This window comes from Priestia sp. FSL W8-0524 (assembly GCF_038005965.1).
Taxonomy (GTDB): Bacteria; Bacillota; Bacilli; order Bacillales; family Bacillaceae_H; genus Priestia; species Priestia zanthoxyli.
In genome coordinates this window covers 4,822,310-4,846,182 of sequence record NZ_JBBOUG010000001.1, presented here as the reverse complement: position 1 = coordinate 4,846,182, position 23,873 = coordinate 4,822,310, and the positions used below count along the sequence as shown (strand labels likewise).

General features: G+C 38.7%; 25 protein-coding genes. 14 read left to right on the top strand and 11 right to left on the bottom strand.

The window, feature by feature from the left end:
* Nucleotides 1–5: 5 nt before the first annotated feature.
* Both zwf and NST66_RS25345 read right to left on the bottom strand, forming a co-directional pair.
* A complete protein-coding gene (gene zwf / locus NST66_RS25350; RefSeq protein ID WP_013085508.1) occupies nt 6–1,508 on the bottom strand; it encodes a glucose-6-phosphate dehydrogenase in 1,503 nt (500 codons plus the stop codon).
* A 305-nt stretch (nt 1,509–1,813) separates the two neighbouring features.
* A complete protein-coding gene (locus NST66_RS25345; protein WP_013085507.1) occupies nt 1,814–2,260 on the bottom strand; it encodes a staygreen family protein in 447 nt (148 codons plus the stop codon).
* Between the two features lie 177 nt (nt 2,261–2,437).
* Here NST66_RS25345 and NST66_RS25340 point away from each other — a divergent pair, with 177 nt between their 5' ends.
* From NST66_RS25340 to NST66_RS25330, 3 genes are all read left to right on the top strand, one after another.
* Complete coding sequence (locus tag NST66_RS25340; RefSeq protein ID WP_034264469.1) at nt 2,438–3,112, top strand: uracil-DNA glycosylase; 675 nt, start codon at nt 2,438–2,440, stop codon at nt 3,110–3,112.
* 103 nt (nt 3,113–3,215) lie between these two features.
* On the top strand, nt 3,216–3,533 hold the full coding sequence (locus NST66_RS25335) for a YwdI family protein (protein ID WP_028411956.1): 318 nt from the start codon (nt 3,216–3,218) through the stop codon (nt 3,531–3,533).
* 15 nt (nt 3,534–3,548) lie between these two features.
* The gene (locus NST66_RS25330) at nt 3,549–3,920 is read left to right on the top strand and encodes a DUF423 domain-containing protein (RefSeq protein ID WP_034264472.1); all 372 of its coding nucleotides are present in this window, start codon (nt 3,549–3,551) and stop codon (nt 3,918–3,920) included.
* 24 nt (nt 3,921–3,944) lie between these two features.
* Here NST66_RS25330 and gerQ read toward each other — a convergent pair whose 3' ends face one another.
* The 3 genes from gerQ to hemQ form a co-directional block, all read right to left on the bottom strand.
* The gene (gerQ, locus tag NST66_RS25325) at nt 3,945–4,427 is read right to left on the bottom strand and encodes a spore coat protein GerQ (RefSeq protein ID WP_028411957.1); all 483 of its coding nucleotides are present in this window, start codon (nt 4,425–4,427) and stop codon (nt 3,945–3,947) included.
* Nucleotides 4,428–4,453: 26 nt separating this feature from the next.
* On the bottom strand, nt 4,454–4,876 hold the full coding sequence (locus NST66_RS25320; protein ID WP_016765947.1) for a cell wall hydrolase: 423 nt from the start codon (nt 4,874–4,876) through the stop codon (nt 4,454–4,456).
* Nucleotides 4,877–5,032: 156 nt separating this feature from the next.
* Complete coding sequence (gene hemQ, locus NST66_RS25315; RefSeq protein ID WP_013059854.1) at nt 5,033–5,776, bottom strand: hydrogen peroxide-dependent heme synthase; 744 nt, start codon at nt 5,774–5,776, stop codon at nt 5,033–5,035.
* Between the two features lie 276 nt (nt 5,777–6,052).
* On the opposite strand from hemQ, the gene pta reads away from it, so the two are divergent.
* Entirely contained in the window at nt 6,053–7,024 is a 972-nt protein-coding gene (gene pta, locus NST66_RS25310; RefSeq protein WP_013059853.1) for a phosphate acetyltransferase, read from the top strand.
* Between the two features lie 31 nt (nt 7,025–7,055).
* On the opposite strand, the gene NST66_RS25305 is transcribed toward pta, so the two are convergent.
* Both NST66_RS25305 and NST66_RS25300 read right to left on the bottom strand, forming a co-directional pair.
* Nucleotides 7,056–7,907 (bottom strand): lipoate--protein ligase family protein, encoded by an 852-nt coding sequence (locus tag NST66_RS25305; RefSeq protein WP_028411958.1) that lies wholly within the window; start codon nt 7,905–7,907, stop codon nt 7,056–7,058.
* A gap of 128 nt (nt 7,908–8,035) precedes the next feature.
* Complete coding sequence (locus NST66_RS25300) at nt 8,036–8,710, bottom strand: RsfA family transcriptional regulator (protein ID WP_033580385.1); 675 nt, start codon at nt 8,708–8,710, stop codon at nt 8,036–8,038.
* Nucleotides 8,711–8,911: 201 nt separating this feature from the next.
* Here NST66_RS25300 and NST66_RS25295 point away from each other — a divergent pair, with 201 nt between their 5' ends.
* The 3 genes from NST66_RS25295 (at nt 8,912) to NST66_RS25285 (ending at nt 11,170) form a co-directional block, all read left to right on the top strand.
* Nucleotides 8,912–9,136 carry a DUF1450 domain-containing protein gene (locus NST66_RS25295; protein WP_013059850.1) on the top strand — a complete coding sequence of 75 codons (225 nt, stop codon included), beginning with the start codon at nt 8,912–8,914 and terminating at the stop codon, nt 9,134–9,136.
* A 193-nt stretch (nt 9,137–9,329) separates the two neighbouring features.
* The gene (locus NST66_RS25290; RefSeq protein WP_013059849.1) at nt 9,330–10,637 is read left to right on the top strand and encodes an HD domain-containing protein; all 1,308 of its coding nucleotides are present in this window, start codon (nt 9,330–9,332) and stop codon (nt 10,635–10,637) included.
* 23 nt (nt 10,638–10,660) lie between these two features.
* Nucleotides 10,661–11,170: a YwgA family protein gene (locus NST66_RS25285; protein ID WP_033580386.1), complete on the top strand. Its 510-nt coding sequence runs from the start codon at nt 10,661–10,663 to the stop codon at nt 11,168–11,170.
* A 45-nt stretch (nt 11,171–11,215) separates the two neighbouring features.
* Here NST66_RS25285 and NST66_RS25280 read toward each other — a convergent pair whose 3' ends face one another.
* Nucleotides 11,216–11,401: a 2-hydroxymuconate tautomerase gene (locus tag NST66_RS25280; RefSeq protein ID WP_013085497.1), complete on the bottom strand. Its 186-nt coding sequence runs from the start codon at nt 11,399–11,401 to the stop codon at nt 11,216–11,218.
* A gap of 273 nt (nt 11,402–11,674) precedes the next feature.
* On the opposite strand from NST66_RS25280, the gene NST66_RS25275 reads away from it, so the two are divergent.
* Together NST66_RS25275 and NST66_RS25270 are read left to right on the top strand one after the other, a co-directional pair.
* Complete coding sequence (locus tag NST66_RS25275; RefSeq protein ID WP_028411960.1) at nt 11,675–12,322, top strand: site-2 protease family protein; 648 nt, start codon at nt 11,675–11,677, stop codon at nt 12,320–12,322.
* 16 nt (nt 12,323–12,338) lie between these two features.
* Entirely contained in the window at nt 12,339–12,851 is a 513-nt protein-coding gene (locus NST66_RS25270; protein ID WP_013085495.1) for a YwhD family protein, read from the top strand.
* 38 nt (nt 12,852–12,889) lie between these two features.
* On the opposite strand, the gene NST66_RS25265 is transcribed toward NST66_RS25270, so the two are convergent.
* Entirely contained in the window at nt 12,890–14,956 is a 2,067-nt protein-coding gene (locus NST66_RS25265; protein WP_328157200.1) for a transglycosylase domain-containing protein, read from the bottom strand.
* 266 nt (nt 14,957–15,222) lie between these two features.
* On the opposite strand from NST66_RS25265, the gene speE reads away from it, so the two are divergent.
* From speE to argS, 4 genes are all read left to right on the top strand, one after another.
* Complete coding sequence (gene speE / locus NST66_RS25260; protein ID WP_340843730.1) at nt 15,223–16,050, top strand: spermidine synthase; 828 nt, start codon at nt 15,223–15,225, stop codon at nt 16,048–16,050.
* Between the two features lie 75 nt (nt 16,051–16,125).
* Entirely contained in the window at nt 16,126–17,004 is an 879-nt protein-coding gene (speB, locus tag NST66_RS25255; protein ID WP_028411962.1) for an agmatinase, read from the top strand.
* A 189-nt stretch (nt 17,005–17,193) separates the two neighbouring features.
* Nucleotides 17,194–17,634: a DUF1934 domain-containing protein gene (locus tag NST66_RS25250; RefSeq protein ID WP_014457736.1), complete on the top strand. Its 441-nt coding sequence runs from the start codon at nt 17,194–17,196 to the stop codon at nt 17,632–17,634.
* On the top strand, nt 17,631–19,301 hold the full coding sequence (gene argS / locus NST66_RS25245) for an arginine--tRNA ligase (protein WP_033580387.1): 1,671 nt from the start codon (nt 17,631–17,633) through the stop codon (nt 19,299–19,301). The genes NST66_RS25250 and argS overlap by 4 nt, the downstream gene beginning before the upstream one ends.
* 32 nt (nt 19,302–19,333) lie before the next feature.
* Here the strand turns inward: argS and uvsE are convergent, their stop codons facing one another.
* Both uvsE and cls read right to left on the bottom strand, forming a co-directional pair.
* Complete coding sequence (gene uvsE, locus NST66_RS25240; protein WP_034263994.1) at nt 19,334–20,287, bottom strand: UV DNA damage repair endonuclease UvsE; 954 nt, start codon at nt 20,285–20,287, stop codon at nt 19,334–19,336.
* A 24-nt stretch (nt 20,288–20,311) separates the two neighbouring features.
* Nucleotides 20,312–21,505, bottom strand: coding sequence for a cardiolipin synthase (cls, locus tag NST66_RS25235; RefSeq protein WP_051137078.1), 1,194 nt, complete (start codon nt 21,503–21,505; stop codon nt 20,312–20,314).
* Nucleotides 21,506–21,703: 198 nt separating this feature from the next.
* On the opposite strand from cls, the gene NST66_RS25230 reads away from it, so the two are divergent.
* Complete coding sequence (locus tag NST66_RS25230) at nt 21,704–23,815, top strand: (Fe-S)-binding protein (RefSeq protein ID WP_034263992.1); 2,112 nt, start codon at nt 21,704–21,706, stop codon at nt 23,813–23,815.
* The last annotated feature ends 58 nt before the right edge of the window (nt 23,816–23,873 follow it).

The following is a 23,873-nucleotide window of genomic DNA, read 5'->3' as shown; positions in this document are numbered from 1 at the left end:
TTTATTTACTCTTTAGGTGAGAAGTTGTCTTCTCCGACTGGCCACCAGTGGAAACCGTCTTCAGCAAGCAATGCGTCTGATTCTTTTGGTCCCATTGAACCTGATTCGTAGTTCGGGAAGTTTTGTGCTTTTGTGCTTTCCCATGCTTCTGAGATAGTATCAACAAATTTCCAAGAAAGGGCTACTTCATCCCAGTGAGTAAAGTTCGTTGCATCTCCAAGCATGCAATCATAAATAAGGCGTTCATAAGCTTCCGGTGTATTCATTTTATCTCCACAGTTATTGCAATAGTTCAAGTTAATCGGTGTGGATGATGTGGCACCTGGCGTTTTACGCGCGTTCAAGTGAAGCGTAATGCCTTCTTCCGGTTGGATATGAATGACAAGCAAGTTTGGATGAATTTCTTTATCTTTATTGAAGTACAGGTTCATTGGTAAGTCTTTGAACTGTACAACAATTGTCGTTGCTTTTTCTTTCATGCGTTTACCTGTACGGATATAAATCGGTACGCCAGCCCATCTGAAGTTATCAATCATAAGCTTACCAGATACAAATGTAGCGGTATTAGACTCAGGATCAACCGAGTTTCCTTCGCGATAGCCGATAACTTCTTCTCCTTCAAGTACACCTTTGCCGTATTGACCTCGTACAAAATAATCATCTACTTCATCCACTGATAAAGAGCGAAGAGCACGCAATACTTTTACTTTTTCACTGCGAATTTCTTCCGGTGTTAATTTAATCGGCGGTTCCATTGCAAGTAGGGCCACCATTTGAAGCATATGGTTTTGTACCATATCTCGAAGGGCACCTGAAGATTCATAGTAACGGCCACGGTCTTCTACACCAAGCGTCTCACTAGACGTAATTTGGATGTTTGAAATGTATTGGTTGTTCCACATCGGTTCAAATAGAGCATTTGCAAAACGGATAACTTCGATATTTTGCACCATTTCTTTACCGAGATAGTGGTCGATACGATAAATTTGATCTTCCTTAAATGCATGGCGAATTTGTTCATTTAATTCTTTAGCAGAAGGATAATCATGGCCAAACGGCTTTTCAATGACTAGGCGGCTCCAGCCTTCTGTTTGTGTTAAACCTTCATTTTTTAAATTCGAAGCAATCGTTCCGAAAAATTCAGGTGCCATTGCTAGATAGAAAATACGATTTCCAGGCACGTTGTATTGCTCATCAAGGCTTTCTGTTAGGCTTTTTAATTCTTGATAAGAAGCGACATCTGTTACGTCAAACGGTTGGTAATAAAAATGTGAAGCAAACTTTTCAATGTCAGCGTCACTGTTTTTGAAACTGCTCACTGATTTTTTTACATTTTCGCGTAATTCGTCATTAGTCCAAGGTCTTCTTGCGACACCAACAACAGCGAAATCTTCCGATAGTTTGTTCGCTTTATATAAGCGGAAAATAGAGGGGAATAACTTACGTTTTGCTAAATCACCTGTAGCGCCAAAAATTACGATAATGGATTTTGGTTGTACATTTGTCATTACTTCTAGGACCTCACTTTGTCGTAGTTACGTTCAATTTTTTTCCGCTTTAACAGACAACACTTAAATGAAATCTGGGGATTCATTGCCCGTTAAACTCGGCCTTTATAAACAAACGAATGATTGCTTGTTTACCTTTTCCTTTATGTATAGAACTACTAATAAATTGTAACGATTTTAAAGGGTTAACGCAAATAGATTAAAACAATTTGTAGTTATTATTCCATGTTTTTAACAAGTTTAAAAGTATTTTGTTTCGAATACGGAGAAAAAGCTACCGTTATTTTAACAGTAGCTTTTCTCATTTATTTATATTGATACAGGGAACCGATAGATTTTTTTGTTGAAAATGGCAGCTCAGGGCTATCGGCAATGATAAAAATAGGACAGTGCATTAAAAGTGGATGTTTTTCGAAAAAGGAAGCATCAGCGTGATAGATAGACGATAGAATAACAGGGAGCTGTTCTAAAAAGTGAAGGTAGCGTGTAATGGTTTCATCTGTTGATGTATGCGCACCGATGTAATAATACACAGTAAGGGAATAAAAACCTTTATCGAAGACGAAGGATGCTAAATATTCGTTCCGCTCTTTTTGCATATGATCGTAGGCAAATTCAATGCCGATTTGAATGGAAGGAACAGAAGTGTGTTGACCTGGGAAAACGGTGTATTTTCTTGGTATCATTGGTTCAACGGGTGTAACACCCAGGCTGTAGGTTACGTCTATTTGGTGGGGATTGCTGATGATCATATGGAATCCCTCCTTTAATATAAAAATACACTCTTTATAAGTGTATACAAAGTTTCATTGAACATGACAATATTAAAATATGCCCAGGCTCTCAGCGTATTTAAAGCAGGCAACGTTTGAGCAGGCGGCAGAGTTTACGATAAAATAACAAAAAAGATTATTATGAGGTGATAAGCAATGAGTATTTTAAAAAATGACTGGGCTCCTTTATTAGAAGAAGAATTTCAAAAAGACTATTACATACAGCTTCGAGAATTTTTAGTGGGTGAATATAATCACCACACCATTTACCCTGATAAATATGATATTTTTAACGCTTTGCACTATACGGATTATAAAAATGTAAAAGTTGTCATATTGGGACAAGATCCTTATCATGGACCAAATCAAGCGCATGGACTGAGCTTCTCTGTTCAACCAGGAGTCAAAACACCGCCTTCTTTAGTGAATATTTACAAAGAGCTGAAAAATGAAATGGACTATCACATTCCGAATAACGGTTATTTAGTCAAATGGGCAGAACAAGGTGTTCTTTTGCTCAACACTGTTTTGACGGTTAGAAGAGGGGAAGCGAATTCTCACAAAGGAAAAGGATGGGAACAGCTGACGGATCGCATTATTGAATTAGTGGCACAAAAAGAGGAGCCAGTCGTGTTTTTGCTGTGGGGCAAACATGCACAAGCTAAAAAAGAGCTCATTCATCATTCACACCATTTAATTTTGGAAAGCCCGCATCCTAGCCCATTTTCAGCTAATCGAGGCTTTTTTGGCAATAATCATTTTCAACGAGCAAATGAGTTTTTGCTCCAACACGAACGTCAATCCATCGATTGGCAAATTGATGATGTGTAAAAGTGAGCATTTCATGAAGATTAGCTTCAGACATAGCCTCCTATTTCATCTTTTGATAAAATAGCTGTATAAAGTCATATTGAATGTAAGATGAGGTGTCTACATGGATATAAAAATGGCGCAGCTCCTTGATAAAATTAGTGCAGAAGTACAAAAAGCGAAGCACCATTCGAATAGTGGGAACGTTCGAGATCAATTGGTTGCTATCAAAGCACTGTGTGAGCTTGCATTAGATCAAAATGAAGAGGTTTCAGCATCGAAACCTGTCTCGGTTTCAAAACCTGTTGTCATGTCTTCACCGGAAATTATGCAATCGCCTGAGATTATGCAGCAACAGATTATTCAGTCATCCAAACCTAATTTTGAAGGAACGAAATTGAAATCAGATGATGCAAACGGCGATAGTTTGTTTGATTTCTAAAGTGAGGAGAAAAACATGAAACTATTTTTAATAATCGGTGCAATCAATGCGATGTTAGCGGTTGCTCTTGGTGCCTTTGGAGCACACGGGTTAGAAGGGAAAATCTCAGAGAAGTATTTAGAGGTATGGAAAACAGGAGTGCAGTACCAAATGTTCCATGCAATAGGGCTGTTCGTTATTGCGTTTTTATTAAGCAAATTTCCTCAGTCTTCTTTGTTAACAGCTTCGGGCTGGATTATGTTTGCAGGGATTGTGCTGTTTTCAGGCAGTCTCTATGTATTAAGTACGTCCGGTATTAAAGTTCTTGGCGCGATTACTCCCCTAGGTGGAGTTGCTTTTATTGTAGCCTGGATTTTAATTGTTGTTGCAGCTGTAAAATGGCTATAAAAAAACCCCTGAAAAGGGGTTTTTTTAACGCGGAGAATAATTGCTCAACTGTTGGCCTCCACCGCCAAATGGATAATTGTATTTAATTTCTTCATCGAAGGTAATGTAATCAAGATAAACCATAAGCAGTACATAGCGCGTTCCAGTCTGTGGATCGCTTAAAATGATATGATCGCGTCCGGCCGCTTCAATAATACCTCTAAAGACCTTCGCGTTCCACTGCGTATTATTTTCAAACGTCATATATACAGTCGCTATTTTTCCTCGATTTAAACGTAAAATATTTTCAATATATGATTCTTCAATAGGCAGTTGATTTGGGTCTTGCGGGGCACCACTGCCTCCAGAAGAGGTAGGGGGTGGCCCTCCTTGGCTTTGCCCTTGAACCTGCGGCTGGCCGCCTGGCTGGGGCTGCTGCGGCTGAGGCATATAATAAGGGTAGTTTGGACTCATATACGGATTTTGCATATATTGCTGTTGCGGTTGATTAGACTTTGGTTTTTTCATAGGAACCTCCTTCAAACAAAAAGAAATTAGTAAACTCCTGGACAATCAGCTTGAGTTGGTGCAAAGAAACAGTGAGATTTAAATCGTCCTGTGTTATTTTGGTTATACCATTGAGCAGGACAGTCGCCGCTGGGCTTGAAAAACCACAGTGAGTTTTCCGCGGGGTTAAAACGTTCCCCTCTTAATACACGTCGTGCAAGTGTAATTTCAGACTGGCGGGCACGCTGATAAAAGTAGCCTTTTTGAGTTGCTTCAAATCCGCCTGGGTTTTGAAATACCATCTGACGAATGGTTCTTATATTTCTAAAATCCAAACAGGGAGCTTTAGCGCGGTTCACGCCTACATTTCCTACCAGTAACATCCCTTGTTTTCCTTCACTTTCAGCTTCAGCTCGAATGAGTCTGGCTAGGAGCTTAACATCTTCTTCGTTGTGTGCAACGACTGCCATTATCCCACCTCGCTTACTTGTGACACTGTTGTATATATATGGTCCTGTAGATGCGAATATGCCATGGGTAGAAAATAAAAAAACCTGTTTCCAAGTGGAAACAGGTTTTTTATATACTAAATTTTATAAAAGAGATGAACGCTTTTGCAGCTTAGTTTAAACGTGTAAAAAGCGTGCAATAGCTTCTTCTTTTAATAAATTTCCGACAAAGAAGCTGCCAAATTCCCCGTAGCGAGCACTTACTTCGTCAAAACGCATTTCGTATACTAATTTTTTAAATTGAAGAACGTCATCTGCAAAAAGAGTAACGCCCCACTCATAATCATCAAACCCAACAGAACCCGTAATGATTTGCTTTACTTTTCCAGCGTATTGACGTCCAATCATTCCGTGGCTGCGCATTAAGCTGCGTCGTTCTTCCATAGGAAGCATGTACCAATTGTCATTTCCTTGACGACGTTTATCCATTGGATAAAAGCAAACGTGACTAGCTTTTGGTAAAGTTGGATATAGTCTAGCTTGGATTTGAGGATTTTCATAAGGATCCTCCCCAGCAGGTAAGTAGTTGCTTAATTCAACTACTGATACATATGAATAAGTAGGAATGGTAAACTCAGCAAGCTTTGTTTTGTTAAATTCTGTTTCAATTTCATTTAGTTCTTCCATAGTAGGACGAACAAGCATTAGCATAAAATCTGCTTTTTGGCCGACAATGGTATATAAAGCATGACTGCCTTGCTTTTCAGCTTCAGTTCCTTTCCATTTCTCAATCAAACCTAAAAATTCATGGATGGCCGCTTGGCGATCGTCGCTTGATAACTGCTTCCAAGCGCCCCAATCGATTGAACGGAAATCATGAAGTGCATACCAACCGTCTAATGTTTGTGCTGCTTCTGCCATTTCGTTTCACTCCTATTGTCCGATTATGATAAATTCCAATTCTACTATATCATAGTTTGTCCGAAGAACTGGAATGAAAAACCTGTGATTTTGTGACTAAACTTTAAACAATTGTTGCAAAGTAAAAACAGGTTTTATTTTGAGTGTTAGCGGAAAATTAAGAATTAAAAGACTTTTTCGTAATCATGGATTCTTGAAGGACATGCCTTTGATTTTTAAAAAAAGTGGAGTATCCTATTATGAGAAAAGTTTTTTACATATCGAGGAGGATTTACTTTGAGTGATTTATTTACAGGTTTAAAACAAAAAGTATCAGCTAGCGATGTATCAATCGTATTCCCAGAGGGATTAGATGAGCGCGTATTAGGTGCTGTTTCTCGTTTAGCTGCCGACAATATCTTAAAGCCTATCGTTGTTGGAAATAAAGACGCGGTAGCATCAAAAGCAGCAGAATTAAACGTAAAATTAGACGGTGTTGAGGTTTTAGATCCTCAAAGCTACTCTGAATTTGATGAAATGGTGGCAGCATTTGTTGAGCGTCGTAAAGGCAAAGCAACAGAAGAAGATGCTCGCAAAATTTTATTAGATGAAAATTATTTTGGCACAATGCTTGTTCATATGAACAAAGCTGACGGTCTTGTAAGCGGAGCTGCTCATTCTACAGCAGACACGGTGCGACCTGCTCTACAAATTATCAAAACAAGACAAGGTGTTAAGAAAACATCTGGCGTATTTATCATGGTTCGCGGCGATCAAAAATACGTATTTGCTGACTGTGCAATTAATATTTCACCTGACAGCCAAGATTTAGCTGAAATTGCTATCGAAAGTGCTCGTACAGCTGAAATGTTCGATATCGATCCTCGTGTTGCTATGCTAAGCTTCTCAACAAAAGGATCAGCAAAATCTCCGGAAACAGAAAAGGTAGCAAACGCAGTAGAAATTGCAAAAGAATTAGCACCAAGCGTAACATTAGACGGCGAATTCCAATTCGACGCAGCATTTGTTCCTTCTGTAGCTGAAAAGAAAGCACCAGGTTCAGTGATCAAAGGAGATGCAAACGTATTTGTATTCCCAAGCCTTGAAGCAGGTAACATTGGTTACAAAATTGCACAGCGCTTAGGAAACTTCGAAGCAGTAGGTCCAATCTTACAAGGTCTAAACAAACCGGTAAACGATCTATCTCGCGGTTGTAACGAAGAAGATGTGTACAAGCTTGCTTTAATCACAGCTGCTCAAGCACTTTAATAAAAAAACTCCGTCCTAGGGCGGAGTTTTTTTATTCGGCTAATGAACCCAACGCTTTTTCATTGCGGTCATACATGCGCTGCAGCTGCGTCTCAAACAGCATTTGTTCGGTAGCATTTAAAGGCATATTTACAAGAGAAGAGCTCATGCTATTCAGTGTTTGCAATAAAAGCAGCATGACATCAGAAACGGTTAAATCAATCTGTAATAGTTCAGATAGAGAAGCCATTGTATGAGGCTCGATATCTGGGTATGAAAATTTAGTTTCTGTGTTTTGGAGCCCTTTTTTGTAAAACTCTTGAATGAGAGAAGCGCGTTTAGAGCCGCTTCCGTTAACGCATAAGTAAATTTGTACGGCCACACCGCCGCGAACGCGTCGCTGTGAAATGCCTGCAAATTTTTGATTGCGAATGCTCAAATCAAAGCTGCCGGGACAATAGGATCCTACGATTTCCTTCGCTTCAATTGCGGTACCGTAAGATGCAAACATGGCCTTAATCAAATCAAACATGGCTTCATAGCCACGATCAATATCAATTCCTTTTTCTGCATCTGGAAAAATTAAAGAAATGTTTAGAACATCTTGATCAAGTACGACAGCGAGGCCGCCTGAATTGCGGACGATTGTTTTATACCCTTGTTCATGTAAATAAGCTGCACCTTCAGCCAGGTGAGGGAGCTTTGTATCTTGAATGCCTAATACAATCGTATCGTGATGCACCCATGAGCGCATGACAGCTGGAGATTCACCTCTTCCAACGGTTGTACAAAGCGTGTCATCGATGGCAAAAGAATGCCGGGCATCAAAATGAGGACCTAGACTGGATTGATCAATAATACGCCAAGCGGGCTGTGCTAAAAGTTTCAAACTATTCTGCTGCATATCTCAAACCCCTTTATAAACAGTAAACGAACATATTATAGCATAAAGGCGTCAGGTCATTGTCTGTAAAATAGAAAAAGAAGAAAGCAGAGTCAAGTTTGACATCCCTCTTTCTTCGTTCGTGTAGCTTATTCAGCCATTTTCTCAAGATTTCCGTTACGATCCATTTTAAACGTAGTAGAAGAACGCTCTTCTTCATCAAATAGAGCTAACTTTCGCGCACGGTTCATGATTTGCATTAATGTTTCATAGTCTTCTTGAATAGTAGTAGCATTAGCTTCGAGATGTTTAATTTGTTTTTCCAACTCTGTGTTTTTCTTAGCTAACTCTGCATTTTCTTGCATCAAGCGTTTGTTTTCGCTTTGCAATGCTTGTAAATTGCTCGCTTGATTTGGCATTGTTTGCAAGAAGCGAATAACATCAGCCATTGAAAGCTCCTCACTGCTGCTTCTTTCTACGTGTGTTTCAGGTAAGCTATATGTTGCTGTAGGCGCAGACATCATTTGTTCCACATGCTCTACAGATGCTGGTGGCGTATATAATAATTTCTTTTTGCCTTGCTCTTGTCCAAGTGCACGCATACGCTGTTTTCGCTGTTTTTTAGCTAGCTGCAGTGCTTTTTCATACTGATGGCGTACAACAGCATTCCATCTGAATCCACATGCTGCTGAAGTTCGATTTAATTCATCTCCAACTTCTTCAAACGCATTCAACTGCGTACTTCCTTCGCGGACATGGCGCAATACTGTTTCAGCTAATAATAAGTCGTTTTCTTCTGTCCAAGCATCTTGTCTATCTTTCACTTTGTTCACTCCTCTATTTTCCATGACTCATAGTAATCATGTTTTGTAGTATCATCATGTACAAAAAATCCATACTTTATACCATTTCTTCTAGGAGTATGATAGATTTTGCTTCCTTCTTTAACTTGCATCGGACTTCAAATAGGGGTAAAATACCCCTTAGACAAAATGATGAACCAATTTTGAAAGGATTGTGTCAACATGGCAAATGAATTTAGAATTTGTGATGATTGTCAGGCAACAAACGTCAAAACGTTGTTACCTCGACTTAAAAAAATAGATGAACAAGCTGAAGTACAAATCGGTTGCCAGTCTTACTGTGGACCCGGACGTAAAAAGTCATTTGCATTTGTAAATAACCGTCCTGTAGCAGCGCCAACAGAGGACGAATTAATCGAGAAGATTGAAAAAAAAGTAAAAAAATAGATAGTGAAACAATAAATAGCTGCTTTTCTGCTACTTATTTGTCGAACGAGCTTCTTACAAACAGAATCGCCTTGTTTGTTAGGTAAATCACCTTGGTTGCTTGACAAGGTGATTTTTTATTCTGAATAGGAAAATAGGAAGTGAGTGTCGAAAAATTATAGCAACAACAAAGTGAAGATAGAGAGGTATGTAAATGACATATCCTAATGAAAAACTCAGTGAAGAAAAAGTATTTAAAGATCCTGTTCACCGCTATATCCATGTAAGAGATCGTGTTATTTGGGAGCTAATTGGGACAGCCGAATTTCAAAGGCTGCGTCGTATTAGACAGCTAGGAACGACATACTTAACGTTTCATGGGGCTGAACACAGCCGTTTTAGTCATTCCTTAGGTGTTTATGAAATTGTGCGCCGTATTATTGACGACGGTTTTCAAGGACGCCCTGAATGGAATGAAGATGAGCGTCTTCTTTGTCTTTGTGCTGCTTTACTGCACGATTTAGGTCACGGTCCGTTTTCACATTCATTTGAGAAGGTTTTCCACTTAGATCATGAAGAATTTACACAAGCCATTATCGTAGGTGACACGGAGGTAAATCAAGTGTTGACGAAAGTGGGAAAGGATTTTCCTAAAAAAGTGGCCGAAGTAATCGCGAAAACATATGAAAATAAGCTTGTCGTTAGTTTAATTTCCAGTCAAATTGATGCAGATCGCATGGATTATTTGCAGCGTGATGCGTATTACACAGGAGTAAGCTACGGTCACTTTGATATGGAACGAATTCTTCGTGTTATGCGTCCTCGGGAAGACCAAGCCGTGATTAAACACAGCGGTATGCATGCGGTTGAAGATTATATTATGAGCCGCTACCAAATGTACTGGCAAGTGTATTTTCATCCTGTTACGAGAAGTGCTGAAGTTATTTTGACAAAAATTTTACATCGTGCGAAAGAGCTCCATCATCATTACTATGAGTTCAAGCAGGAGCCCACTCATTTTTATTCGATTTTTGAAGAAGAAATATCGCTAAAAGAGTATTTGAAATTAGATGAATCTGTTATTTTATTTTATTTTCAAGCATGGGAAGAAGAAGAGGATGAAATTTTATCTGATCTATGCCGAAGATTTATGAATCGTCAGCTTTTTAAGTACATTGAGTTTAATCCAAATTCACAAATGAAAATGTGGATGGAGCTTACAACACTTTTTAAAAAAGCGGGCATTAACCCAGATTATTATTTAGTCGTCGATTCTTCAAGCGACCTACCATACGATTTTTATCGACCGGGTGAAGAGGAAGAACGTTTGCCGATTCATCTGTTGATGCCAAATAATGAAGTGCGTGAATTATCACGTCAGTCGGAGATTGTTGAAGCAATTTCAGGGAAAAAGAGAACCGATCATAAATTATATTTTCCACAAGATCTCATTGATCAATTGTCGTCTAAGCGAAAAGTTAAAGATCAGATTATAAACTTACTAAAAGGAGATCAGAGTTAAATAGTATAGGAGTTGAAGGGGCTGTGTTAAACGATCACGCAAAGATTGTGAAAGTATTTTCCGCGGCGGGAGAAGTTGTTGGCAGAAAAAAGTTACAAAAGATGATATTTATCGGAAAAAAACTGAAGTTTCCTTTTTATGAAAAGTATAATTTTCACTTTTTTGGACCTTATTCTGAGGAATTAACGCTTCGAATTGAGGAGCTGTGTAACTTGGGCTTTTTAAGTGAAATTAAAGAGAAAAAAGGCGGGTATATGCAGTATCGTTACGTATTAACAGAAGCGGGAGAAGGATTTTTAAGTCACTATGATTTAGAGCTTCCTCACTTGCAGGAATGTATGAAGGATATGAACGAGCAAAGCTCTAAATTTTTGGAGCTCGTCTCTACGATTTTATATTTTGATAACTTATCTAAAGAAGAAGTAAAAGAAAAAGTGTTTACGTTAAAGCGTAAGCAAAACTATACAGAAGAAGACATTGCAGAAGCATACGAATATATTGAAAAACTTCAGGCAACTCTGTCTGTACATTAAAAAGATGCCATAGGTCAACTCCTATGGCATTTTTTTATGTAGGCGTTATTGATCGCTCATGCGCTTGCCCGCTACAGCGTAATGGTTTTTAGACATTTCTTCGATGATAATGGATACTTTTTCAGGTGATGCACCTGTTGTTTCTACAACAGCATCCGTCACTTTTTCAACAAGAGCTCTTTTTTGATCATCTGTACGGCCCTCAAGCATCTTAACAGTTACAACTGGCATAATGTGTACACTCCTTTTTGGTCAGTATATGATTAGTGTACCCGTTTTCTGAATAAAATGACAGTATGAGGTAGTGATGCAGGTCATAATCTGTAGTATACTTTTTATCATAACATCGATGCTAAAAACCAGGTGGGGCCATAGGGAGCCCATGTCTGGTTTTTGAGACCTTTGAGGCCATATTCAAGAAGTCTTGTATCCTTCTTCGTAAGCAAACGGTTTATTTAGTAGATATGATGTGTAGAAATTATTTTAAAATAAAGGAGATAAAGAGTGGAACATTTTTTAGCTTTTTCATTGCAAGACCTTCCTTACGTGGTGATGACCCTTATTGTTGCATTCACACTGCATGAGTTTGCACATGCGTATGTAGCTTATTTATTTGGAGACCACACGGCTAAAAAGCAAGGAAGGCTAACGCTTTCTCCGCTGGCACATTTAGATCCATTTGGAACGCTTTTGTTAATTATCGCAGGTTTTGGGTGGGCGAAGCCGGTTCCTGTTAATCGCTATTTCTTTAAAAAGCCTCGTTTAGCTGGTATTCTAGTATCGATAGCGGGACCGTTTAGCAACTTGTTGTTGGCATTTATCGGCTTGCTTATTTACTATTTGATGAACAATGCCGCAGTGGACAACGATGCGCTTTATCGTTTTTTTACATTATTTATTCAAATAAACCTAACACTAGGTGTATTTAACTTGTTGCCTTTTCCGCCTTTAGACGGCTACCGCGTGATTGAAGATCTCGTTCCGCCGTCTACGCGAGCCAAAATGACGCAGTATGAGTCTTGGGGTATTTTTGTATTTTTGATTCTTGTGATTACACCTCTGGATCGAATTGTAATCTGGCCGCTTCTAAACGGAGCAGCAACGTTTGTGATGAATATCTTTCAGCAGATATTAGCACCACTGATTTACTAAATAGAGGAGGCTTACTATGACTCAGCCAAAAAAGAAAAGTATAGGATTTAATATCATAAAAGACGATTCAACCGACGGCCACGGCGGCTACGGGGTTGGAGCGTTAAGTTTAGAAAACATTTCACCGGTTTTTGTTTGCCCAAGCGATGAAGAAGTATTTGTCGATATTGGTGCGATGCATGCCAGAAGTGTAGTAGAAAAAGGAATTAAGTTCTTACCGAATAAAGACGAGGTGCCAAACGGCAAGTTATATTGGCTTGTATGGGTAACGATTGATCGCAAGCAAGAAGGACCTTACTACGCAGGTATGACAGCATGTGAAATGACCGTTGATCGTGAAATTCGCCGCGGCTATAAGTCACTTCCTGAACATGTAAACAAAATGGATAAATCCTTAAAACGACGCATTATGGTAGAAGAAATGGATAACAAGTCTAAGGCTTTGCTTCGTGAGTTTTTGAAGTCTCATAATGAAGAAATCTGGACGTTATCTAATGATGACTTAAAAGAAGCGCTTCAAACATCGTAATGCTAAAAAAAGCTTAAGGCCAAGGCCTTAAGCTTTTTTTAATCAAACCATTTTGGGAACCAGTGAAATTTTTTACCTTCTGTTTCACGCTCTTTTTTCTTCGTTTTTGCTGCATGATCGATGTGATCAGTACAATATGTTTTAGGCTGTGTTCCAGTTAAATAATAAGCTTTATATTGAACAGGACATGATTTGGATGCTAACTTTCCATTTTGAGGATTAATGTTGACGCTCATTAATCCTTTTGGTGCTTTAAACTTTTCTTTTTTCTTCCCTTTTAAAGCATCTTCCATAAATAGCGCCCACATTTTTTTTGCGTATCCTTTTTCAGCTACATCATCCATTGTCCTTCCTTGATCATATCCAACCCAAACGCCTGAAACGAGCTGAGGAGAGTAGCCAATCATCCAGCTATCCGTAGAGGTTGTGCCGGATTTTCCCGCGTAAGGACGAGATACATATTTAGAAATAGGCTTTCCTGTGACGGTTGTATAGCCATTTAGCTTTTGATTAAACATGCCTGTCATTAAATGGGTAGTAAGAAAAGCATAGCGTCTATCAATGACTTGTTTCCGTTCAGAAGGAGCTTGATAAACAACTTCTCCGTCATGGGTTTCAATTCGTTTAATAAATGTTGGACGAATTTCTTTTCCGCCATTAGCAAAGATGCCGTACGCATTAACCATATCAATGACTTTGACAGGTGAAGTTCCAAGAGCTAAAGATGGAACTTTCTTTAAAGGTGATGATATACCAAGTGTTTTAGCGGTTTCGATCAAGCGATTTTCCCCAATGAACAAATGCGTTTTGACCGCATAAATATTGTCTGAAAGTGCGATGGCTTGAGCCATTGTAATAGGCGCATCTGCATAATAATTGTGATAGTTACTAGGCGTGTATGTCGAAACACCATCTTCTAATTTGAACGTCGTTTCTTCACTTTTCATTGGAGTGGATTCAGTAAAACCATCTTTTAATGCCGCATAGTATAAAAATGGCTTCATCGTTGAGCCAGGCTGTCTTACTGCTTGAGTAGCGCGGTTAAACGGGCTCTTTTCATAATCTCTTCCACCAATAAGAGCTTTCACTTGTCCATTTTTAGGATTCATCGCAACAAATGCACTTTGTACGTCTGAAGAGCTGCTGATAACATCTTTCATTTTTTCTTCTGCCGTTCGCTGCATCTTTTCATCCAGCGTTGTATAAACGCGAAGTCCATTTGTATAAATCATGGTTTCATCAATGCCTAAATCTTGCTTTAATTCTGCTAGCGCTGCATCCATAAAGTAAGAAGCGTCTTCTTTGTTAGGATCTTTTTCAGCAGGCTTTGAAAATGCTAGGGGAGTTACCAGCGCTTTTGTTGCTTGCTTCGACGTAATAATTCCATCCTCTTTCATGAGAGATAAAATGATATTTTGTCGTTTTTTTGCATTTTCCTGATGAATAAGAGGAGAGTAGTAGCTAGGGCCTTTTGGAATACCGGCTAACATACTCGCTTCACTTAACGTCAAATTTTTGGCGTGCTTATCAAAGTACAGCCTAGCTGCCGCTTCAATTCCATAAGCTCCATGGCCGTAGTAAATCGTATTCATGTAGCCTTCCAGAATTTGGTCTTTGCTATAATTCATTTCTAACCGAATCGTATACAGAGCTTCTTGAAGCTTTCGAGTCCACGTTTTGTCGTGCTCTAAAAACAAGTTTCGTGCATACTGCTGAGTAATAGTACTCGCACCCTGTACTTTTCCCATAGCTTTTATATCAGCTACAATTGCTCCGGCGATTCGATGCATATCAAAGCCGTGATGCTCATAGAAGCGCTTATCTTCAACGGCTAAAGTCGCATCTTTTACGTAAGGTGAAATTTGATTAAGTGAAACCCAGTAGCGCTTTTGTCCATTGTGAACTTCATCAAGAACTTTACCGTTTGCTGAGTAGAAAACAGCTGTTTGAGAAACGTTTAGCGGAGGAGGGCCAGCGATTTTGGCGTAGAGAAAGATACTTATGTAGGCAAACAACAATAAAGCCCCCGCTAATATACCAAGGACGAGAAGAATTCGGAAGATGCGTCTTGCCTTTTTTAAATGTTCGGTTAATACCGTTTCCATTTCCATTCACCACCAATATGTGTCACTATGCACCGTACATGTTGCTTTCAACACAACAAAATTCTATTAAAAGAGCGGCGCAAGTAGATTCTAAAGCTTGTATCTATCATCAGTATGAAATAGAAAAGGTGGTTTTAAACCTCCATTGCTAAAAATTTTACTTGCTTTTTTGCTGAATTCATCTATACTTTTTTCATGTTTGTATAAATTATGTTAGGGTAATCTATGCATAGGTTAATTCTCAAAATAGAAGGGAAGATTTTGAAATGGAATTATGGTTCACAGAAAAGCAAACAAAGAACTTTGGTATTACAGCTAAAATTAATCGCACTTTACATACAGAGCAAACGGAGTTTCAAAAATTAGACATGGTTGAAACAGAAGAGTTTGGTAACATGCTCCTACTTGACGGTATGGTTATGACAACAGAAAAAGATGAGTTCGTTTATCATGAAATGGTTGCACATGTACCGTTATTTACGCATCCAAATCCAGAAAACGTACTAGTTGTAGGTGGAGGAGACGGAGGCGTAATTCGTGAAATCTTAAAACACCCAAGCGTAAAAAAAGCGACGTTAGTTGATATCGATGGAAAAGTTATTGAGTACTCAAAAAAATTCTTACCTTCAATTGCGGGTAAACTAGAAGATCCTCGTGTTGATGTACAAGTAGATGACGGATTTATGCACATCGCTAAAAGCGAGAACGAATACGATGTCATTTTAGTGGATTCAACAGAGCCAGTAGGTCCAGCTGTGAATTTATTTACAAAAGGATTCTATGCAGGTATCTCAAAAGCACTTAAAGAAGATGGTATCTTTGTTGCTCAATCGGACAACCCTTGGTTCACGCCAGAACTTATCTCAAATGTTCAGCGTGATGTAAGAGAAATCTTCCCGATTACACGTCTATACGTAGCAAATATTCCAACATACCCAAGCGGTTTATGGACATTTACAATGGGCTCAAAGAAACAGGATCCATTGGAAGTAAGCGAAGATCGTTTCTTTGATATTGATACAAAATATTACACAAAAGAATTGCACAAAGCGGCATTTGCCTTACCTAAATTTGTGCAAGATCTTATTAAATAAGTTATCACATACAAGTGAGATGCCAGAGGTTTAAGGCTGGCATCTTTTCTATGAGTAATGAAGGAGGAACAAAATATGCGTTTTGATGAAGCTTATTCAGGTAATGTATTTATTGGCAGTCACCCTGTTTTTGAAGAAAGTGAAGCGGTTCTTTACGGAATGCCAATGGACTGGACAGTTAGCTATCGTCCAGGTTCACGATTTGGCCCAACTCGTATTCGGGAAGTATCAATTGGATTAGAAGAATACAGCCCGTATTTAGATCGGGAGCTAGAAGAAGTGAAATATTTTGATGCAGGAGATATTCCACTTCCATTTGGGAATCCTCAGCGCAGCTTGAACATAATTGAAGAGTATATCGACCAGCTTTTAGCAGCGGACAAGTTCCCATTAGGCATGGGCGGAGAGCATTTGGTTTCTTGGCCTGTTATGAAAGCTATGTATAAAAAATACCCGGATTTAGCCATTATCCATATGGATGCTCACACAGACCTTCGTGAAGAGTATGAAGGAGAACCACTTTCTCATTCCACTCCAATTCGTAAAGTTGCTGAACTAATCGGACCGGAGAATGTTTATTCATTTGGTATTCGTTCAGGAATGAAAGAAGAATTTCAATGGGCAAAAGAAAACGGTATGCATATTTCAAAATTTGAAGTTCTAGAGCCGTTAAAAGAGATTCTACCAACACTTGCAGGTCGTCCTGTTTATGTAACAATTGATATCGATGTATTAGATCCAGCGCACGCTCCTGGTACAGGAACAGTAGATGCAGGCGGTATCACATCAAAAGAGCTTTTAGCTTCTATTCACGCAATTGCTAAATCAGATCTTCGTATTGTCGGAGGAGATTTAGTCGAAGTAGCTCCAATTTATGATCCGTCTGAACAAACAGCTAATACAGCAAGCAAGCTTATTCGCGAAATGATCTTAGGCTGGGTTCAAAAGAAATAAATAAAGTAAAAAGGCGGCCGCCTACGGCCGCCTTTTTTGTTTGAAATATGTGAGTACGTCAAACACAGTGAAAAAAGGAATTCTCGGCTTATCTATCATATTTCCTTTGAAGTATTATTGAATTCTTTCTTTAGAATGTTTATACTATTTAAGTTATAACGTATTCATTTTAATAAGGAAGTGTCTTTTGTGAGTAACGCTTCAGAAGTCAAAAAACCCATTGAAGTTAAAATTGTGACGGATATCCGTGATGGTCACCGAAAAGAGACAACATCGGTAAATGCAAAAGGTATGTATTATGAAAAAGGATCGAAAATTTATCTTACATACACAGAGCGCCAAGAGGAAATCGGAGATATTAGAACAATGGTAAAAATTAGCGAAGACGAAGTATCAATTAACCGAACTGGTGCTGTTCAAATGAAGCAATCGTTTCGTAAAAAGGTACAGATCGAAGGAACTTATATAAGCCCTTATGGACGTATGGATTTACTAACATTCGCTCATAACATTGAATATAAACAAATGACTCAAAAGGGTCGGTTATTTTTAACGTATGATCTAGAAGTACAGGGTCAGCCTACTGGGAAATATGCGTTAACCATTACATTCAAGGAGGAGAAAAAATGAACATCGTCGAACAAGTGCAGCAAAAATTAAAAGCTGAAATTCAAGATGCTGTGGTCAAAGCAGGACTTGCTGAAAAAGCAGAACTTCCAGAAGTTCTATTAGAAACCCCAAAAGATAAAACACATGGTGATTATTCTACCAATATGGCTATGCAGCTAGCTCGTATTGCCAAAAAAGCACCGCGTGTTATCGCTGAAGAGCTTGTAGCAAACTTCGATAAATCAAAAGCATCTATCGAAAAAATTGACATTGCAGGCCCTGGATTCATCAACTTTTATATGAATAACTCTTATTTAACAGAGCTTATCCCAACGATTATAAAAGCTGGTGAAGCATACGGTGAGACAAACGTAGGGAACGGACAAAAAGTACAGGTTGAGTTTGTTTCAGCTAATCCGACAGGAGATTTACATTTAGGACATGCCCGCGGTGCTGCAGTTGGAGACTCATTATGTAATGTTCTTGAAAAAGCAGGTTACGATGTGTCACGTGAATACTATATCAATGATGCTGGTAACCAAATTAATAACCTGGCTTATTCAGTAGAAGCACGCTACATGCAGGCTCTTGGTTTAGAGAAAGAAATGCCTGCAGACGGCTATCATGGTGCTGATATTATAAACATCGGAAAAGAGTTAGCAAAAGAGCACGGAGACAAGTATGTAAACGCCTCTGAAGAAGAGCGTTTTGAATTCTTCCGTCAATACGGATTAGATTATGAGTTAGCTAAATTAAAGCGTGATCTTGAACAGTTCCGTGTGAAATTTGACGTATGGTATTCTGAAACGTCTCTTTATAAAAATGATAAAATTTCAGTTGCACTTGAAACGTTGAAAAAACAAGGCCACGTATATGAAGAAGAAGGTGCTACGTGGTTCCGCTCTACAACATTTGGTGATGATAAAGACCGTGTGTTAATTAAAAATGACGGTTCATTTACGTACTTAACGCCAGATATTGCGTATCACCAAGACAAAATTCAACGCGGATTTGATAAGCTAATTAATATTTGGGGAGCCGACCACCATGGATATATTCCTCGTATGAAAGCGGCGATTCAAGCGCTTGGTTATGAAAAAGATACGCTGGAAGTAGAAATTATTCAAATGGTTCAACTGTATCAAAATGGCGAAAAAATGAAGATGAGCAAACGTACAGGTAAAGCAGTAACAATGCGTGACCTAGTAGAAGAGGTAGGTCTTGATGCAACTCGCTACTTCTTTGCGATGAGAAGTGCGGATACACATTTAGACTTTGATTTAGATTTAGCTGTTTCTCAATCTAATGAAAATCCTGTATACTACGCGCAATATGCTCATGCCCGTATTTGCAGTATTCTTCGTCAAGGTGAAGAGATGGGGATTCAATCAACATCTGGCGCCGACCTTTCATTAATTAGTGCAGAAAAAGAAATGGAACTGCTGAAGAAAATCGGAGAGTTCCCTCAGGCCGTAGCGGAAGCAGCAACAAAACGTATTCCGCACCGCATTACGAACTATGTATTTGATCTTGCTTCTACGTTCCATAGCTTCTATAATGCAGAAAAAGTATTAGACAGCGATAATATAGAAACAAGTAAAGCGCGTATTGAACTAGTGAAAGCTGTTCAAGTAACGCTTCAAAACTCCTTAAAACTAATTGGTGTTTCAGCACCTGAAAAAATGTAAATAAAAAAAGAGCCTCTTGGCTCTTTTTTTATTTAAAAAACAAGCGTGGCGCCTCCCGTACGCTTTACTCCTCTCATTGATGCTAAATCTTCCACTAATTTTAGCAGCGCTTTATCTTTTAACTTTGCTTCAATCATTACGTCAAAATCTTGTCCCATATCTTTAGCTATTTGCAAAAAAGGTGCGATGAAATCAGTTGAGACATAATCAGAGTGACTTCTAAATTCTTTTTCAGATTTAGGAGAAGAGATATGTACTTTTGGTTTTAATCCGATATGTTTCCACGTGTCAAAGATACGAGGGAGCAATAGGTCAAGAGGTTCTTCTCCTTCATTTGCTTTATGGTGGTGATAATCAAAGAGGAGAGGGACTTTCTCTTTTTCGCATACGGCTAATGTTTCTTCAGTTGTGTATGTTTTATCATCGTTTTCAAGAGTCATGCGCTTTTTAATGGCAGGCGGCAGCGTTTGAATGTTTTCATGAAATCGACCAATCGCTTTTTCTTTATTGCCATAAGCTCCTCCTACATGAATATTAATAAGAGCTTGATCAGCTACTCCCATCGCTTCAAGCATTCTATAGTGATAATCCATATCTTTTACCGCATTTTCTGTAATGTGTTTTTTGTCGCTTGTAAATAATGTGAACTGATTGGGGTGAAAACTCACGCGCAGCTGATGATTCCGAATCAATTCTCCTATCTCTGACCAGTCTTCTTGGAACGCATCAATGTAATTCCAAGCTACTTCAGGATGAGTAGCTAAAGGGACAAGAGAAGATGACAATCGATACAGCATAATTTCGTGGGCAATATTAAAATGCAAAGCGCGCTTAGTATGATTCAAATTTTGTTTTGTGACGTGATGAAGCTTATCCAGCCTCTCATCTTTTTTCATTTTTCCCCATCTAGTAAACGTGAGGGTTTTAGCAGGTGAGCAGTCCCAAAGCGACAGGGCATGTGATACATAGCCAAATCTAATTTTCATGATAAATCTTCCTCTTTTCGTTCATTAAAGTAACGGAGAAATAAAGGTTGCAAATCCTTGCTTTAGTTTTTCACTCCATTTTCGGTTTTTGACATCTTCTAAAGACAAAATTGGGCATTCCCCCATACAAGCTTTAAAGCTGTTCTTTACTTCTTCAATATACGTTGCATCATAGATTAAACAGTTGATTTCAGCATTTAAGAACAAGCTTCTTTTATCAAAATTAGCCGTTCCTACATCGCAGATAACATTGTCTGCAATTAATACTTTGGCATGGTAAAAACCGTAATAATATTGATAAATCATACAACCTGCTTGAAGTAATGTGGGAAGATAAGCAAACGCAGCATGATGAACAAGCGGTTGATCTGCACGCATTGGAATTAAAATATGAACTTTTACTCCCCGTGCACGAGCTTGGAGTAAAGCATTCATCAAAGGTTCACTTGGAATAAAATAAGGAGTACCTATGTACAATTCCCTATTGGCTTGGTTGATAATCGATAAAAAGCTTTCTTCAAGTGAAAAACCTTCAGTCGACTTTAGCTGAATAACATAGTCTCCTTCAGAGGTTGGTGGAAAGTATCTTTCCACTTTACGCAGGTCTAAGCCGGTAGCAGCATACCAGTCGCTCAATAGTTGCATTTGAAGGTCTTGTATACCTTCCCCTTCCATACGCAGGTGGTAATCTTTCCACACCCCAAGCTTGGCGTCGAGTCCTAAATATTCTCTTCCAATATTAAAACCGCCAATGTAGCCAACTTTCCCATCAATAACGGCCATTTTACGGTGATTGCGTGCGTTGAGTGTATAAAACAAATAAGGCCACCGTAGCGTTCGACTGTAAGCAAAATGAACACCTTGTTTCTTTAAGAATGCAATTTTGTTTTTCTTGATTTTATAGCTTCCTACACGGTCTACCAATAATCTGACTTCAACATTTTGCTGTGCTTTTTGGACTAGTAAATCTAAAAATTCTTGGCTAATTTCATCATTTTGTACAATGTAAAACGATAAATGGATAAATGAAGAGGCATTTTCTATTTCGTGAAATAAATCTTTATACAAGACATTCCCGTCTGCGAACAAAAAGAGAGAAGCACGGCGTTTTGGAAAAGTATTTTCAGCCTGGGAAAATACTTTCTTTCCAACACCAAGGTCAATTGCAAGCCAAGCAATAAAAATAATAAAAAGTAAAATCACAATCATGCCGCTCATCATGTCACCTCTTTTCCCGATGTAAATACATTTTATGTTGTTCTTAGTGTCACCTTGTTTAAATAGAATATGAACAAAAGAACGAAAAGATATTGACTGAATGCTCATTCATTATATACAATGAAAACAGATATATTATCAGAAAATTTAGTCGTCAGGAGGAAAGAAAGGTAACAAATTATTCAAGGAGGGGACGAGATGACAGGGTTGCTGTGGGTGAATTTTCTCTTTTTTATTATTGTAACCGCTTACGCTATCTCTTTGTTTGTATATTTAATTCGCACACGCATTGAGTACATTCAATTAGGAAAAAAAGTTGAATTTGATCAGCGGTTAAAAGAAAGGCTGCAAAAAATTTGGGTGAATGTGTTTGGACAAAAGAAACTGTTAAAAGATAAAAAAAGTGGAATTATGCACGTCATGTTTTTTTATGGGTTTATTTTAGTTCAGTTCGGCGCGTTAGACTTCATTATAAAAGGTTTGCTTCCAGGTAAACATTTGCCGCTTGGACCTTTATATCCCGGCTTTACATTTTTCCAAGAAATTGTGACGTTTTTGATTTTAGTAGCAGTTGTCTGGGCTTTTCACCGTCGCTATGTAGAAAAGCTTGTGCGTTTAAAAAGAGGATTTAAATCTGGTTTAGTACTGATTTTTATTGGAGCACTTATGCTGTCAGTGCTTGTTGGAAACGGCATGTCAATCATCTGGCATAATCATGAACCAGCATGGACAGAACCGATTGCGTCATCTATTGCCATCTTGTTTAAGGGAATCAATGATACTGCCGCTATCTCCATTTTTTATGTTTCATGGTGGATTCACTTAGCCGTGTTATTGACGTTTTTAGTATATGTTCCTCAATCAAAACATGCTCATTTACTGGCTGGACCGGCTAACGTATTTTTTAACCGTGTTTCTAAGCCAGGTAAGCTTGAAAAGATTGATTTTGAAGATGAGACGCAGGAGACGTTTGGGGTTGGTAAGATTGAAGAATTCACGCAGCATCAGCTCATTGATTTATATGCCTGTGTAGAATGCGGTCGATGTACGAATATGTGTCCGGCAACTGGTACGGGGAAAATTTTGTCTCCAATGGATTTAATTTTGAAGATGCGCGATCACTTAACAGAAAAAGGAGCGGTTGTGACATCTAAGGCTCCTTGGGTTCCTACGTATGCATTCTCTAAAACAAAAGGAAATCAGCTGGCGATGATGGCGGCCAGCCAAGGCGGAGCAGAAGCCGCAGCAACAGCGGAATATAATCCCGCCCTAATTGGAGATGTCATTACGGAAGAAGAAATTTGGGCATGTACAACGTGCCGAAACTGTGAAGATCAATGTCCCGTAATGAACGAGCATGTAGATAAGATCATAGATTTACGACGTTTTTTAGTATTAACCGAAGGAAAGATGGACGCGGATGCTCAGCGTGCCATGACGAATATTGAGCGTCAAGGAAACCCTTGGGGATTAAACCGAAAAGAGCGTGAAGAATGGCGACATGTAAGAGAAGATGTTCACATTCCGACTGTTAAAGAAGTAAGTAAAGCGGGTGAAACGTTTGAGTATTTGTTCTGGGTAGGTTCGATGGGATCTTATGATAACCGCAGTCAAAAAATCGCTCTATCGTTTGCTAAGCTTCTCAATGAAGCGGGTGTTTCATTTGCGATTTTAGGAAATAAAGAAAAAAATTCTGGTGATACGCCCCGCAGGTTGGGCAATGAATTTTTATTCCAAGAGTTAGCTTCTAAAAATATCGCTGAATTTGAAAAAAATGAAATCAAAAAAATTGTTACGATTGATCCACATGCTTACAATATCTTCAAAAATGAATATCCAGATTTCGGTTTTGAAGGAGAAGTGTATCATCACACAGAATTATTAGCTATGTTGGTGAAAGAAGGTAAGCTGACACCAAAACATGCGGTTAATGAAAAAATTACCTTCCATGATTCCTGTTATTTAGGAAGATATAACGAAGTATACAGTCCACCAAGAGAAATTTTGAAAGCGATTCCAGGTGTTAGTTTGATTGAAATGGATCGCAACCGTGAAAATGGTATGTGCTGTGGAGCAGGAGGAGGGTTAATGTGGACGGAAGAAACGACCGGCCAGCGCATTAACGTAGCGCGCACGGAACAAGCCTTAGCCGTTAATCCAAGCATTATCAGTTCAGGTTGTCCGTACTGCTTAACGATGCTAAGTGACGGAACAAAAGCAAAAGAAGTAGAAGAAAAGGTTCATACGTATGACGTAGCAGAACTGCTTGAAAAGTCAATTTATGGTGACGTGCAAGAACAGGTTTCATAAAGGAGAAGTAGAGATGGTATTCATCTCTACTTTTTAAAGAAAAGAAATTGAGCAAGCG